Origin of the sequence: Synechococcus sp. CC9605 (genome assembly GCF_000012625.1) — a bacterium.
Lineage (GTDB): Bacteria > Cyanobacteriota > Cyanobacteriia > PCC-6307 > Cyanobiaceae > Parasynechococcus.
Map to the genome: position 1 here is coordinate 1,128,766 of NC_007516.1, position 13,382 is coordinate 1,142,147.

Genomic DNA, 13,382 nt, shown 5'->3' on the forward strand with positions numbered 1-13,382 from the left:
CCACGAGACGCGAAGATCACTGCAGTTCACGGGTCTCCGTTGCAAGCCTGTTCCGAGTCTCAGTACCCACCGGATCGGCTTGCTCCGTTCGCCATTCCCTCGGCTACAGACCCGGTGCTGATGGACTTCCTGCATCGCAGTTCAGATCTGCTCTGCCGTTGGATCGGCTCCGCTGATCGATCAAGCCCGGTCCCCGTCATGCGCCCCTTGCCTGACGTGGCCCCGGGGGCTCAGGGGGCCAGCGTTGAATCGCTGCTCAGCGACCTTCAGCAGGTGATGGACGGGGCGTATCAGCCGTCCCATCCCGGTGCTCTGGCCCATCTCGATCCGCCCCCGCTTACAGCGTCCATCGCGGCGGAATTGGTCTGTGCCGGTCTCAACAACAACCTCCTGGCCGAGGAGCTTTCGCCTGGTCTGACCGGCTTGGAACATGACCTCTGCCGTTGGTTCTGCCACAGGATTGGCTTGCCCTCCGGTTCCGGAGGGGTGCTGGCCAGCGGCGGGACCCTGAGCAATCTCATGGCCTTGGTGGCGGCACGGGCGGCGCTGGGGTCCACCCATCGGGATCCTGTGCTGCTGTGCAGCCAAGACGCCCACGTCTCGATCAACAAAGCCGCAAAGGTGATGGGGCTGGCGGATGATGCGCTCCAGACGCTTCCCGTGGCCGCGGACGGAGGCCTTTGCCTCGAGGCTTTGGCCGAGCGTTTGTGGTCCCTGCAAGCGGATGGGCGGCCGTGTCTGGCGGTGGTGGCCACGGCCGGCACCACGGTGCGCGGAGCCATCGATCCTCTCTCGGATCTGGCAACCCTCTGCCGTGATGCCGAGGTCTGGCTGCATGTGGATGCCGCCATCGGTGGTGTTTTTGCACTGGGTTCCACCCACGCATCACTGATGGATGGCATGGAACTGGCCGATTCGATCACGCTGAATCCTCAGAAATTGCTTGGCATCACCAAGGCGTCATCCCTGCTGTTGCTGCGGGATCGAACCCGTCTCCGTCAGGCCTTTTCCACAGGATTGCCCTACATGGAGGCGCCCAAAGGGATGGATCACGGCGGGGAGATCGGCTTGCAGGGCACCCGACCTGCGGAGATCCTCAAGCTTTGGCTGGGTCTGCGTCAGTTGGGCGAGGCAGGCATCGATGCGACGCTCAGCGGCGCGTTGCAACGGCGAACAGCCTTCGCAGCCCACTTGGATCCAGAGAAGTTCACGTTGTTGGCGGGTGACCTGCACCTGCTGGCCTTCCATCCCAGACACGGGGAGGTTGCTGCAGCCGGCCGTTGGAGTGAAGACACCCGGCGAATGCTGCTGTCGCACGGCTACATGCTGTCGCGACCCTTCTACGGCGATCGTTTCTGCCTCAAGGCGGTTTTTGGAAACCCCCACACCACGGCTCAGCACCTCAGCGACTTGTCGGAACGACTGAATCAATCGCTGGTTCCAGCCTGATCGTTCACAATCGCCATCGTTTGAGACCTCTCATGGCGGAACAGCAGCAAGGTTCACGCTGGGTTGCCATTGTCACCGGGGCGATCTCCGTGGCGATTGGTGTGCTCTATCTGCTCCTGATCACAGTTCTGGATGCCCGGGGGCCGATGCTTCCCCCTCCTGCTGAGGCCCTGGCCGGGGGGGAAGACGTCCCGCCGCCGATTGTTGAAGTGGTTCAACCACTTGCCGCATGGCACTGGCCAGAAACCGCTGCAGGGAGAGTTCCCGTCGGTTGAGCTCAAAGGCCTGTTGCACCACGGTCTGCATGCCGCCGTCACCCCAGTCCTGGTCCTGCTCGAAATAGCGCATGAAACTGCTTCCGGCGATGCGGGTGAGCCATGCGGTCACCACCCCCTGGAGCACCTGCCCCAGCACCAAAGTGGGCAAGCTCAGGCTCAGGCTGGTGCCCAGCAAGCTCATCGCTCCTTTGACGATGCCCAGCTTGCCCAGGGTCTGTCCAAGGGACAGGGCCAGATCCTTGGCGCGATCACGGGACATTTCAACCCCGTAGATCTTGGCCATCTCCAGGATCATCTGGGCATTCACCGCTGCGGTGCTCAACAGATCCACCCCTGGCAGCGGGTTGGCAGCGACAATCCCCGCCCCCATCCAGCTGTAGCCGTCAATGCAGCGTTTGGCTTCCCGAGACCGCTGATCGTTCAACAGATCGCGCCCACGGTTGTCGAGGGATCGGCACTGCAAAAGGATGTTGTCGGCAATCAATTCCTCCCCCTCAGCGTGCAGCACAACGGCGAGGCGCTGAAGCAGATCGCTGATGTCAGGCAGCGGCTGCAGCGGGCGACGCCCGGGTTGAGGAATCGATTGAGGGGAGGCACTGCAGGCCACCACATCAGCAGGGTTGAGCTGTCCCTGGCAACGGGAGCGAAGCACCCGCAGGAGCCTTTTCTCCTCGTCAACCCCGCGTAAATCACGCTTGTTCAGCACCAGGAGCAGCCGTTTGCCGAGCCCGGCGAGCGACGTCACGACGGCGTATTCCGAGGCTCGGAGGTCTCCGTCCACCACCACGATCAACAGATCGGCGCGAACTGCCCGACGACGGGCTGTTTCCTCCCGGCTGATGCCTTCGTCTCCGGCTTCCAGGATTCCTGGGGTGTCCACGAGCTGAAGTCCACGCTCCAGACCTTTCAAACGCAGGCGGTAGGCGCGGCTGGTTTTGGTCACGCCCATGGGCGCTCCCACATCGCCAACCATTTCTTTGAGCAGGGCGCGGATCAGCGATGTCTTGCCGCTGGATCCAGTGCCGAACACCACAACCACCAGATCGCCTCGCTTCAGCTCCTCAGCGACCCGGTCACGTTCCTTCTGAAGGCTGCCGCGACTGATGTCGTCCTGGATGCGTTCGATCAGACGATCCACGTGGCCGAGGCTGGTGGTCGCAGCATCCCGGCGATTCCGGGGAGCGGCGGTGGGTTGAGGTTGGCGTTGGGCGGGGCGCGATTTCAGGCGTTTCCACATCGGCCAACCCACTTGCACTGCAACGGTGGCGAACAGCACGAGCCCCAGCAGCAGCACCGGCGTGAGCAACCAGGGAGGCAGGAAGTAACTCAGATCCCAAAGCAGACTGCGGATGGTCTGAACGGCAACTCCGATCAGCACGAGAGCCATAAAGGCAACGGCGAGACCGATGACCAACCGGGTTTGGCGTTTCATGCCTGCGTCACACCAGCCTCAGGGCAAGTTTGGTTCAGCCACGGCTGTTGTCACGAAGGCTGCTGTCACCCCGGCGATTCCATAGGTCGATGGCAAAGCAGAGCACTGCGAGATTGATGGCGACATCCGCAGCGTTGAAGATCGGGAAATCGATCGGTTCGAGCGCCAGAAAATCCACCACATGACCCAGGCGCCAACGGTCAATCCCATTGCCCACGGTGCCGCCCAGAAGCGCAGCAGCGGCGAGGGCCTGCCAGAAGGGCAGCACCCGCTCACGCCAGATCCACAGGATCAGCCCGATGCCCACCCCCAAACTGAGCAGCCCAAGCAGTGCAGTGGAGCCCTGCAGAACACTGAAGGCTGCGCCGGTGTTGTGAACCAATTGCAGCGACAGCAGATGCGGCAGAAGGGGCAGGGATTGGCCCCTTTGCAAAGCGCTGGAGGCCGCCGCTTTGCTCAGCTGATCCACCACCACGATGAGCAGGGCAATCAGCAGGGTTGAGCGACGCGGAAGTGGTCTCGTCATGGCTCGATGATCAACAACCGGCGCAACACCACCGAGAGAAAACCAGCACCGATGCAGAGCAGCATCTGAGCCGGCAGCGGACCGAACGAAAACTGCATTAGCAGCTCGAGGAAGCCAAGGTTCCATCGCCCCAGAAGTGCCCCGAGGGCGAGATTCAGCACCCCGCAGATCTGGAGAACGAACAGTCCTCCAAGGGCGCAGAGCGACTGTCTGGGCAGGTCATCCATGCCGTCCTGCTGCGCCAGACGACCGGTGAGCCAGGCCGCGGGCACGAAGCCCGCCAGATAGCCGAAACCCGGTTCCAGCACGTAGCTCAGCCCGCCACCGCCATGGAACACCGGCAGACTGAACAACCCCAGGCTCAGATAGCCAACAGCCGCCATGACGCCGGCGCGCGGGCCACTGACCATGGCGCAGAGAAGCAGCGCTGGCACCTGCCAGGTGACCGGCAGGGGGAGAAGGACCGGCTCGGGTGCAGGCAGGAGCAACGCGGCCGGCACCAGGCCACCGATGAGGATGGCCAGCAGACCCGCAAGGGCACCACACCAGGAGGCGAGAGCCCTCACAGCATTCGCTCAACTCGGCCCATCCTGCTCGAGAATGCAGATCCTGCCCAGTTCAAATGACGGTATCGATTGGTGATCAGCTGCGCCTGTCGCAGCAGCTTCCTTACCTCAAGTCGGCGGATCCGATGCCGATGCTGCGACCGCCGGATCTGGTGGCGGCCGGTGAAGTGGGCGAGGTGGTTGCGCTTCATCCGATGGAGACGGTTGCCGTGCGTTTTCGCCGGGGTACTTTCCTGATCCCCCTCGAACGGCTGGATCCGGTGGATGCCGCTGAGGCGGACTAAGCAGCGACGCGGCGCCGCCAGCGCCGGCCGAGCTGCTCCAGCGTGGCGGAGGTTCCGCAAAGGCTGAGTCGTGGTTCCCCCAGCCAACGTTGGGCGGCCTGGCGCACATCCGTGGGTGTCAGCCCCGCGAGAGCCTCCACACAGCGTTGGTCATGATCGTCGGGCAGACCCTGGGCCTTTAGCTGAACCCGTCGCTCCGCCCGTTGGGAGCAGGTCTGCAGCCCCTGCGCGAGCTGGCCGATGTACTTGGCCCTTGCGAGCTCGAGAGCGGCTTCACTGAGAGGTTGCTCACTCAGCTCATCCCAGATGTTCAGCAGCAACTCAAGAGCGAGCTCTGAGCGTTCCTCCACGCTGGAGGCCATCAGCACAAACGGCGCCGGCCCCGCCAAGGCAGGGAAGTGCGCGGCCACGTCGTAGGCCACGCCATGGTCTTCCCGCAGGCGTTGGAACAGCAGGCTCGACATGCCCACCCCCAGGTGGCACTGCAACAGACGCAGCGCCAGCTCATCCGGGTGGCCATGCCCCAGCGTCGCCTGCCCAAGCATCAGAACCACCTGTTCGGTGTCCATCGGTTCAAGTTGGATCGTCTCGGTCCCAACCGCTTCGGCATAGGGGCGGCGTCCTGAGGGATCGTTGCTGCTCCCCTGAGGCCAGTCGCAAAAGTCCTCAAGCGAGCCAATCGTCTCGATGATTTGTGGCGGGACGCTGCCCGCCAGGGCGAGAACGCTCGATGCCCGCGGGAGCCGTTCGGCCAACGGACGCAGTGCGTTCCGATCCAGATCAACCAGCTCCTCAGCGATGCCCATGGGGTCGTGGCCGTAGCCCCCGTTGCCATAGACCAGCTGTCTCCAACCGGTCGTGGCGCAATGGAAGGGGTCCTCCCGTTGGCGTTGCAAGGCCTGAATCGTGAGCGAACGCTCAAGGGTCACCTGGCCAGGCTCAAGCTGGGGAGAACGAACCATCTGTGCCAACAGGGGCAGGAGCTGCCCTGCGTCTTCCACCGTGCAGCGCAGGCTCAGCACAAGGGCGTCCTCCTGGGCATCGCAGCGCAGACCAGCTCCGCATCCCTCAACAAGGTCCGCCAGGTCCACGTGGTTGTGTTGTCCACAGCCGCGGCTAAGCAGGGATGCCAGCAGGTCATGGGCGCCCCGTGTTCCGGCAGGGTCGTCGGCGCTGCCGAAGGGAAGCAGCAGTTTCGCGGCCAGAATCCCCGGGCTGGAGACCGGCTCGATCAGCAGTTCGGGGTTACTCATCCGTTTTTCGTCTTGGCCTGGGCGGTCAGCACAAATGCCTGTTCGGGTTGAAGCCTTGGAAACAGGTCTGAGCGAAGCCGCTCGGCAGTCCATTGCAACAGGAAGGTCAGGGGGTGGAGCAGATCCTGCTGACGATCCCAGAGGGTCTGGCTGGCGCTGAGCCCAGACACCTGGCCCGTCGATTCCAAGGCATAGCGCAGTCCGTTGCTCACCAGCTGCTGGCCCCGTTTCAGCTCCTGATCGCTGACTAGCTCATCTGCCATGGCACGCAGCTGCCGGTTCACCTCGTCTTCCACCGCCTCCAGATGCTCGTCGGGGCAGATCACCTCCAGGGTGATCAGGCTTCCCTGCTCCAGAACCGAAAGGTCCATCGACACACTTTCTACGATCTGCAGTTCCTCCCTCAAGCGGTTCACGAGACGGCTGCGTCGCCCTTCCCCTAGCAGGGTTGTGGCGAGATCAGCTGCCATCACGCCTGCCTGATCCTTGGCCTGGGGTGCTTCCCAGAGCATCAGCAGTCGGGCGGATTCGAGCCGGTCCACAACAACGCTCTCGCGTCCAGGACGCACGCTCAGGGGGGATGACGCTAACGACGGATCTATGGCATCCAGGAGGCCCGCCAGAGCCGAGGACCCCAGGGCACTGCGCAGCTCAGTGGATGGCGGGCCCGCTATCGCTAGGCAGCAGTTGGAACCGCGGTACTGCCGCTGATGAAACGCCCGCATGGCCTCGTGCGTCATGCCTTTCAGGCTGCGGGGTGTCCCCAGGATGGGTCGGCCGTAGGGGTGCTGGTCACAGCTCTTGCTCAACAGCAGTTGCAGCACCTGCTCATTGGGTTGATCGGCGTATTGAGCGATCTCTTCAAGCACCACCCCCCGTTCCGTGTGGAACCCGTCAGGCTCGAGGCTTGGCTGTAACACCAGTTCCAACAACAGATCCAACGCTTCGCGGGCTCGATCCGGTGGTGTCAGCACGTGGAAGTGAACGTCATCAAAGCCAGTGGCGGCATTGCTGCTGCCCCCCAGAGCTTCGATGGCCTCGTCGAACGCCCCAGCGGCCAGACGCTCACTTCCCTTGAACACCATGTGTTCCAGGAAATGGGCCATGCCCGCTTCCCCTGGCTGCTCACTGGCACTGCCGGCACGGCACCACAGATCAAGACAGGTCAGGGGTGCATCCGGCATGTCGGCCGTCACGCAGCGCACTCCGTTGGGGAGGGTCCAATGGTCGAGTGGGGGACCGGAGAACGGAAGGTTCAGAACTGCGTGGCAAAGTTCCATTCTGTGCCTGCCCGTTCGATGCAGCCCAAGCCGCTGGCGCCACCGCCAGGACAGCATCCCCTCGTGCAGGCCTTGGCGGCGTCGATCCGTAGTGCCTGGGCGGGATTGCCCGGATTGGAGATTCTCCCCTGCGATGAGGATTTGCGCTTCATCCAAGGGCAACTCGATGGCGAAGGCCTGTCGATCGGCAACGAGCTTTTTCGCTGCATCGGCCTTCGCAAGCTTCATCTGGAGGTTGCGCGACTCGGCAACGGCCTGCAGATCCTCCACAGCGTCTGGTTCCCCGACCCCCATTACGACCTGCCGATCTTCGGGGCCGACATCGTGGCCGGCCCTGCGGGGATCTCCGCCGCGATCGTCGATCTCTCCCCCACCTCCGATGCCCTGCCGGAACAGCTGATCCAACGGCTTGAGGCCAGGCCATGGCCGGCGTTCCGTCAGGTTCGGGAGCTGCCGGCTTGGGGATCCGCCATCTTCTCGAACAAGGTGTGCTTCATCCGCCCGGATGGTGCAGACGAGGAAGCAGCCTTTCAGCAGCTGGTGAGCCACTACCTGCAGGTGATGGCCACCAGCGTGATCGAGGCGACTCCCGAACAGTCAACGGCTCTCACTACAGTCCGCCGGTACGAGGGTCAGTTGAACTATTGCCTTCAGCAGAAACGCAACGACAAGACCCGCCGCGTGCTCGAAAAGGCCTTCGATTCAGCCTGGGCCGATCGTTACATCGACATGCTTCTGTTCGACAACCCACCGGAACTCTGATGACCCCCAAGCGCTGGTCTGTTCTGGCTGGAAGTTTGGTCATTGCGGTCATCGGCGGATGGTTGTTGCGGCCGACGCCCGAACCCAAGCCGGTTGAACCGGCACCTGCACGCACGGTTCGTCCCGAAGCGGTTGCTGCCCTGGGGCAGCTGGAGCCCGCCGGGGACATCCGCAATCTGGCGGCTCCCAATGCGGGAATGGCAGGCACACCGCGGGTGGCAGCCCTCAATGTGAATGAGGGTGATTTGATCAAGCGGGGCCAGGTGTTGGCGTCCTTCGATCACCGGGATGGCCTGCTCGCTGATCTGGAGCGCGTCGATGCGCAGCTGCGCAGCCTCGACCAGGAGATACAGCTTCAGGCCCTTGAGGTGGAGCGCTTCAGCAAAGCCGCCGATTGGGGTGCGGCCGAATTGACTCTGGTGGACAACAAGCGTGAAGAGCTGGTGCGTCTTCAGGGAAAGCGGGATCAGGCCCTGGCGGAGCGCAAAGGGCTGCAGGCCGACCTCGTGCTCAGTCAGCTGATCTCGCCCCTTGACGGTGTTGTGCTCAAGCTGCATGCCCGTGCAGGCGAGCGCCCCGGTGCAGAGGGGGTGATGGATGTGGGGGCCAATCAGGCGATGCAGGCCAGCATTGAGGTCTACGAATCAGATATCTCCCTGATCCGCCTCGACCAGTCCGTGCGCCTCATCAGCGAGAACGGTGGTTTCCGGGGTGAACTCCTCGGACGCGTCCTGCGCATCAGCCCGCAGGTGGAACAACGGTCTGTTCTCTCCACCGATCCCACAGGCGATGCCGACGCCCGCGTTGTGGCGGTTGATGTGGTGCTCAACCCTGAAGATGCCGCCAAGGTCAGCCGTCTGGCTGGTTTGAAGGTGATCGCCCGCTTCGATCCATGAACCGGTTCTGGCGGGGCCGTCGGATTCCCCTCTCCTGGCTTTTGCTGACGCGCCAGCCCGTGCGGTTGCTGGTGGCACTCGCCGGCATCAGCTTCGCGGGAATCCTGATGTTCATGCAGCTCGGCTTCCGTGATGGCCTTTTTGATGCCAGCGTCACGGCGCACCGTCTGTTCGATGCCGATGTCGTTCTGATCAGTCCCCGCTCCGCCAGCTCCGTGAGCATGGAAGCCTTTCCAAGGCGGAGGCTGGTTCAGACCCTGGCTGATCCATCCGTCGATGGGGTGACCCCGGTGCACTGGGGGCTGATGCTCTGGCGGAACCCTGAAACGCGTCGCAACCGGTCGATCCTCGCCTTGGGCTTCAATCCCGACGATCCCTTCTTCGTCGACCCCTCCCTGGCTGAAAAATCTGACGCTCTCAAGCAGAAAGGGCGGATCCTGTTCGATCAGCTGTCACGCCCTGAATTCGGACCCATTGCCGATTGGTATCGCGATGGCCGAGTGGTGGAGACCGAGATCGCTGGCAACCGCGTCCGGGTGGCGGGTCTGGTGAGCCTGGGCACCAGCTTCGGTGCCGACGGCAATCTGCTCACGAGCACCGAGACGTTTCTCGATCTGATGCCTCAGAAGCCGCCTGGGGCGATCGAAGTGGGTCTAGTGCGGTTAAAGCCAGGAGCGGATCCTGAGCAGGTGGTGTCCCGATTAAGCCAGCGGCTGCCCAAAGATGTTTCGGTGCTGACCAAGCAGGGCTTCATCGATTTCGAGCAGAACTACTGGAAAAGCAGCACCTCCATCGGTTTCATCTTCAGCCTGGGTGCTGCCATGGGCTTCGTGGTGGGCTGCGTGATCGTGTACCAGGTGCTCTACACCGATGTAAGTGATCACCTGCCGGAGTACGCCACCTTAATGGCCATGGGCTATCGCCTCAGCCACCTCTTGGGAGTGGTGGTTCGTGAGGGCTTCTATTTGGCGGCGATGGGCTACGTCCCCGCCTACCTGGCTGGTCAGGGGTTGTACTGGTTCGTTCGTGACGCCACCAAGCTGCCCGTCGGCATGGATCTGTCCCGGGCGTTGACCGTTCTGGTGATGATCCTGGTGATGTGCATGTTGTCGTCGTTCCTGGCCATGCGTCGTCTCATTGATGCAGACCCTGCGGAGATCTTCTGATGGCCGCTGTTGTTGTCGACAACCTCTCCCATGCCTTCGGTCAAAGGGAGATGCGCCGCGAGGTTCTTCAGAACATCAGCTTCAGCATCGAGCCGGGCGAAGTCGTGTTGCTCACCGGTCCCTCCGGCTGTGGCAAGACAACGCTGCTCACCTTGATCGGCGCCTTGCGGACGGTTCAGCAGGGCCAGGTGTCTGTGCTTGGTCAATCCCTTGATGGAGCCGGTCGTCGTCGTCGCCAGCAGCTGCGCCGGCGCATTGGAATGATTTTTCAGGGGCACAACCTCCTGCGCTGCCTCACGGCTGAACAGAACGTGCAGATGGGAGCTGATCTTCTGCCTGATCTAAGCTACAGGGCCCGTCGGGATGAGGCCCGTCAGTGGCTCCGTGCCGTCGGCCTGGAAGACCACATGGCAAAAGTCCCCCATGACCTGTCCGGAGGACAAAAGCAACGGGTCGCCATTGCCCGTGCCCTTGCCGCCAACCCCCGTCTTCTTCTTGCTGATGAACCCACCGCTGCCTTGGACAGCCGTACGGGCCGCGAGGTGGTGGAGCTGCTTCGCCGACTGGCCCATGAACAATCCTGCGCGGTGCTGATGGTGACCCATGACCCGCGCATCGTTGATGTTGCCGATCGCTTGCTCGAGATGGAGGACGGGCGACTAAAGAATGCTGTTTAGTACGATGACTGTTGATATCAGAGTCCGCAGTTCCGCATGGCCAAGCGCAGAAACCTGAAGAAAGAAAAGCAGGAGCGGAACCGCGCCTACGCGCGCAAGTTCAAGAAGCGCAAGATGCGCAACGATGGCCGTGGTGAAGGCGCTGGTAACGGTGTGACCGGAACCGCCAACAACGGTGGTGCAGCCGACTGATCAGCGGTTCAAATCATCCAAAAAAGGGGGCCTGCGGGCCCCTTTTTTGTTGTTCGTAGGGTGGGTGGCCCTATGCATCGGCCGTCGCGATGTTCGTCAGCGTCGTTATTCCGACCTACAACCGACGCCCGATCCTTGAGAAATGCCTTTCGGCACTGGAAGATCAGCAGCTTGCTGGAGCTCTTCAGGACTACGAGGTTGTTGTGGTCGACGACGGGTCCACCGATGGAACGCCGTCATGGCTGAGTGAGCAGGCCCATCGTTTTCCCCATGTGCGCCTGTTTGAGCAGGAGCACGGTGGCCCTGCAGAGGGCCGGAACCGAGGCGTGGACCACGCCCGTGGCGATGTGATCGTCTTCATCGACAGCGACCTGGTGGTCACAGAAACCTTCCTGGCTACCCATGCACGGGCGTTGAAGCAGTGCTGGCAACGGCGCGGTGATCGGCTCTGCTTCACCTATGGCGCGGTCATCAACACCGCCAACTTCGAAGCACCCTGCTCGGAACGCCACAAATTACGTGACTTGTCCTGGGCTTATTTCGCCACCGGCAATGTGGCCATCGATCGGGAGGTGCTGGAGCGTTCAGGCCTGTTTGACACTGGTTTCCGCCTTTATGGCTGGGAAGACTTGGAACTCGGTGAGCGTCTGCGGCGGATGGGGGTTGAGTTGGTCAAGTGTCCGGACGCGGTCGGTTACCACTGGCACCCAGCCCTGAGTCTCAACCAGATCCCCCGTCTTGTGGAAGTGGAGGGAGAACGGGCGCGTATGGGGCTTGTCTTCTACCGCAAGCATCCAACCAGGCGGGTGCGGTTGATCATTCAGTTCACCTGGTTCCACCGCATCCTTTGGGAAGTGCTCACCCTCTGTGGGCTGATCAATCCCTCCAGCCTTCGCCCGCTGCTCCGCTGGCTGATTCGGCACGGCTATCCAGGAACGGCGATGGAGCTGCTTCGTTTGCCCCTCAACCGCATCGGTGTGCGTGCCCTGTTCCACGAAGCCAGAGCGGCCGGACTTCGCTGATCAACGTTTTGATACCTTCTATAGGTCCTTTCACTCCGCACACCTGCCCGTTTCGGGTGCACCGTGAGACCAGCTCTTGCTGGTTGTTCAGGTCCCTGGCAGGTGGAGGCGAACCCGAAACCCTCAAGCCATGGCTGTCGTCACCCTCGCCGAGATGATGGAAGCTGGCGCCCACTTTGGGCACCAGACCCGTCGTTGGAACCCCAAGATGTCGCGCTACATCTACTGCGCGCGCAACGGCGTTCACATCATCGATCTCGTGCAGACCGCCGTCTGCATGAACAACGCCTACAAGTGGACCCGTTCTGCTGCCCGCAGCGGCAAGCGTTTCCTCTTCGTTGGCACTAAGAAGCAAGCCTCTGAAGTGGTGGCGCTTGAAGCCGCCCGCTGCGGAGCCTCCTATGTGAACCAGCGCTGGTTGGGCGGCATGCTCACCAACTGGACCACCATGAAGGCCCGGATCGACCGCCTCAAGGATCTGGAGCGGATGGAGTCCAGTGGCGCCATCGCCATGCGCCCCAAGAAAGAGGGTGCGGTGCTGCGTCGCGAACTCGAGCGTCTCCAGAAGTACCTGGGTGGTCTCAAGAACATGCGTCGCCTGCCCGACGTTGTGGTTCTGGTGGACCAGCGTCGTGAGTCGAATGCCGTGCTCGAAGCCCGCAAGCTCGACATTCCCCTGGTCTCCATGCTGGACACCAACTGCGATCCGGACCTCTGTGAGGTGCCGATTCCCTGCAATGACGACGCCGTTCGTTCTGTGCAACTGATCCTGGGCCGTTTGGCCGATGCGATCAATGAGGGCCGCCACGGCTCCAACGATCAGCGTGGTGGCGACAGCGAAGGCTGATCTCCTCTCACCGCTAAGTTCACGCCGCTGATTCCAAACAGGGAATCAACGGCGATTCAATTTCCCTTCTCACTGCTCCGACCGATGGCTGCTGCCGTATCCGCCAAGCTTGTCAAAGAACTGCGCGACAAGACCGGCGCGGGGATGATGGATTGCAAAAAGGCCCTGGCCGCCACGGAAGGCGATGCCAACAAGGCCGTTGAGTGGCTTCGCCAGAAAGGCATCGCCAGCGCTGAAAAGAAATCAGGTCGCACCGCCGCCGAGGGTGCCATCGGCAGCTACATCCACACCGGTGCCCGCGTCGGAGTTCTGGTTGAGGTGAACTGCGAAACCGATTTCGTGGCCCGGGGCGACATGTTCCAGTCGCTTCTGCGTGATGTCTCCATGCAGGTGGCGGCATGCCCCAACGTGGAGTACGTCACCACCGATGAAATCCCCAACGAGATCCGTGAGCGGGAAAAGGCGATCGAAATGGGCCGTGACGATCTCGAGGGCAAGCCTGAGCAGATGAAGGAAAAGATCGTTGAAGGTCGCATTGGCAAGCGCCTCAAGGAACTCGCCCTCATGGAGCAACCTTTCATCAAGGACAGCTCCATCACTGTTGCTGACCTCGTGAAGCAAACCGCCGGCAAGATCGGCGAGAACGTGAAAGTTCGTCGCTTCACCCGTTACACCCTGGGCGAGGGCATCGAGGTGGAAGAGAACGATTTCGCTGCTGAAGTGGCGTCCATGCAGAACGCCGGCTGATTCCC

At 62.2% G+C, this 13,382-nt stretch carries 15 protein-coding genes; 10 read left to right on the forward strand and 5 right to left on the reverse strand.

Features of this window, described 5'->3' with window-relative positions:
- The first annotated feature begins 39 nt into the window (after window positions 1-39).
- A complete protein-coding gene (locus tag SYNCC9605_RS06045; RefSeq protein ID WP_011364185.1) occupies window positions 40-1,449 on the forward strand; it encodes a pyridoxal phosphate-dependent decarboxylase family protein in 1,410 nt (469 codons plus the stop codon).
- Between the two features lie 120 nt (window positions 1,450-1,569).
- Here the strand turns inward: SYNCC9605_RS06045 and SYNCC9605_RS06050 are convergent, their stop codons facing one another.
- From SYNCC9605_RS06050 to SYNCC9605_RS06060, 3 genes are read right to left on the reverse strand one after another with little or no spacing between them, the layout of a single operon-like run.
- Window positions 1,570-3,159 carry a YcjF family protein gene (locus SYNCC9605_RS06050; protein ID WP_011364186.1) on the reverse strand — a complete coding sequence of 530 codons (1,590 nt, stop codon included), beginning with the start codon at window positions 3,157-3,159 and terminating at the stop codon, window positions 1,570-1,572.
- A 34-nt stretch (window positions 3,160-3,193) separates the two neighbouring features.
- Complete coding sequence (gene lspA, locus SYNCC9605_RS06055; protein ID WP_011364187.1) at window positions 3,194-3,685, reverse strand: signal peptidase II; 492 nt, start codon at window positions 3,683-3,685, stop codon at window positions 3,194-3,196.
- A complete protein-coding gene (locus SYNCC9605_RS06060; protein WP_011364188.1) occupies window positions 3,682-4,251 on the reverse strand; it encodes a biotin transporter BioY in 570 nt (189 codons plus the stop codon). The genes lspA and SYNCC9605_RS06060 overlap by 4 nt, the downstream gene beginning before the upstream one ends.
- 56 nt (window positions 4,252-4,307) lie before the next feature.
- Between SYNCC9605_RS06060 and SYNCC9605_RS06065 the strand changes: the two genes are divergently transcribed.
- Window positions 4,308-4,535 carry a DUF3148 domain-containing protein gene (locus SYNCC9605_RS06065; protein ID WP_011364189.1) on the forward strand — a complete coding sequence of 76 codons (228 nt, stop codon included), beginning with the start codon at window positions 4,308-4,310 and terminating at the stop codon, window positions 4,533-4,535.
- Here the strand turns inward: SYNCC9605_RS06065 and SYNCC9605_RS06070 are convergent.
- Window positions 4,532-5,788, reverse strand: coding sequence for a M16 family metallopeptidase (locus SYNCC9605_RS06070; RefSeq protein ID WP_011364190.1), 1,257 nt, complete (start codon window positions 5,786-5,788; stop codon window positions 4,532-4,534). The two genes, SYNCC9605_RS06065 and SYNCC9605_RS06070, sit on opposite strands and share 4 nt — an antisense overlap.
- Entirely contained in the window at window positions 5,785-7,068 is a 1,284-nt protein-coding gene (locus SYNCC9605_RS06075; RefSeq protein ID WP_011364191.1) for a M16 family metallopeptidase, read from the reverse strand. The genes SYNCC9605_RS06070 and SYNCC9605_RS06075 overlap by 4 nt, the downstream gene beginning before the upstream one ends.
- 18 nt (window positions 7,069-7,086) lie before the next feature.
- On the opposite strand from SYNCC9605_RS06075, the gene SYNCC9605_RS06080 reads away from it, so the two are divergent.
- From SYNCC9605_RS06080 to tsf, 8 genes are all read left to right on the forward strand, one after another.
- On the forward strand, window positions 7,087-7,830 hold the full coding sequence (locus tag SYNCC9605_RS06080) for a phycocyanobilin:ferredoxin oxidoreductase (protein WP_011364192.1): 744 nt from the start codon (window positions 7,087-7,089) through the stop codon (window positions 7,828-7,830).
- Window positions 7,830-8,726, forward strand: a complete 897-nt coding sequence (locus tag SYNCC9605_RS06085) for an HlyD family efflux transporter periplasmic adaptor subunit (RefSeq protein ID WP_011364193.1) — start codon at window positions 7,830-7,832, stop codon at window positions 8,724-8,726. The genes SYNCC9605_RS06080 and SYNCC9605_RS06085 overlap by 1 nt, the downstream gene beginning before the upstream one ends.
- Window positions 8,723-9,892 (forward strand): ABC transporter permease DevC, encoded by a 1,170-nt coding sequence (devC, locus tag SYNCC9605_RS06090; protein ID WP_011364194.1) that lies wholly within the window; start codon window positions 8,723-8,725, stop codon window positions 9,890-9,892. Before SYNCC9605_RS06085 ends, devC begins: the two co-directional genes overlap by 4 nt.
- A complete protein-coding gene (locus SYNCC9605_RS06095; protein WP_011364195.1) occupies window positions 9,892-10,569 on the forward strand; it encodes a DevA family ABC transporter ATP-binding protein in 678 nt (225 codons plus the stop codon). The genes devC and SYNCC9605_RS06095 overlap by 1 nt, the downstream gene beginning before the upstream one ends.
- Before the next feature lie 36 nt (window positions 10,570-10,605).
- Window positions 10,606-10,761: a hypothetical protein gene (locus SYNCC9605_RS14630; protein WP_006850288.1), complete on the forward strand. Its 156-nt coding sequence runs from the start codon at window positions 10,606-10,608 to the stop codon at window positions 10,759-10,761.
- A gap of 89 nt (window positions 10,762-10,850) precedes the next feature.
- Window positions 10,851-11,783, forward strand: a complete 933-nt coding sequence (locus SYNCC9605_RS06100) for a glycosyltransferase family 2 protein (RefSeq protein ID WP_011364196.1) — start codon at window positions 10,851-10,853, stop codon at window positions 11,781-11,783.
- A gap of 130 nt (window positions 11,784-11,913) precedes the next feature.
- Complete coding sequence (gene rpsB, locus SYNCC9605_RS06105; RefSeq protein WP_006850376.1) at window positions 11,914-12,630, forward strand: 30S ribosomal protein S2; 717 nt, start codon at window positions 11,914-11,916, stop codon at window positions 12,628-12,630.
- Window positions 12,631-12,714: 84 nt separating this feature from the next.
- Window positions 12,715-13,377 carry a translation elongation factor Ts gene (gene tsf / locus SYNCC9605_RS06110; protein WP_011364197.1) on the forward strand — a complete coding sequence of 221 codons (663 nt, stop codon included), beginning with the start codon at window positions 12,715-12,717 and terminating at the stop codon, window positions 13,375-13,377.
- Window positions 13,378-13,382: the final 5 nt, after the last annotated feature.

Coding starts and splice junctions, on each gene's coding strand:
- SYNCC9605_RS06100 (WP_011364196.1), top strand. CDS start 10,851: ATGTTCGTCAGCGTCGTTATTCCGACCTACAACCGACGCCCGATCCTT.
- rpsB (WP_006850376.1), top strand. CDS start 11,914: ATGGCTGTCGTCACCCTCGCCGAGATGATGGAAGCTGGCGCCCACTTT.
- tsf (WP_011364197.1), top strand. CDS start 12,715: ATGGCTGCTGCCGTATCCGCCAAGCTTGTCAAAGAACTGCGCGACAAG.
- SYNCC9605_RS06080 (WP_011364192.1), top strand. CDS start 7,087: ATGCAGCCCAAGCCGCTGGCGCCACCGCCAGGACAGCATCCCCTCGTG.
- SYNCC9605_RS06050 (WP_011364186.1), bottom strand. CDS start 3,159: ATGAAACGCCAAACCCGGTTGGTCATCGGTCTCGCCGTTGCCTTTATG.
- devC (WP_011364194.1), top strand. CDS start 8,723: ATGAACCGGTTCTGGCGGGGCCGTCGGATTCCCCTCTCCTGGCTTTTG.
- SYNCC9605_RS06075 (WP_011364191.1), bottom strand. CDS start 7,068: ATGGAACTTTGCCACGCAGTTCTGAACCTTCCGTTCTCCGGTCCCCCA.
- lspA (WP_011364187.1), bottom strand. CDS start 3,685: ATGACGAGACCACTTCCGCGTCGCTCAACCCTGCTGATTGCCCTGCTC.
- SYNCC9605_RS14630 (WP_006850288.1), top strand. CDS start 10,606: ATGGCCAAGCGCAGAAACCTGAAGAAAGAAAAGCAGGAGCGGAACCGC.
- SYNCC9605_RS06070 (WP_011364190.1), bottom strand. CDS start 5,788: ATGAGTAACCCCGAACTGCTGATCGAGCCGGTCTCCAGCCCGGGGATT.
- SYNCC9605_RS06065 (WP_011364189.1), top strand. CDS start 4,308: ATGACGGTATCGATTGGTGATCAGCTGCGCCTGTCGCAGCAGCTTCCT.
- SYNCC9605_RS06085 (WP_011364193.1), top strand. CDS start 7,830: ATGACCCCCAAGCGCTGGTCTGTTCTGGCTGGAAGTTTGGTCATTGCG.
- SYNCC9605_RS06095 (WP_011364195.1), top strand. CDS start 9,892: ATGGCCGCTGTTGTTGTCGACAACCTCTCCCATGCCTTCGGTCAAAGG.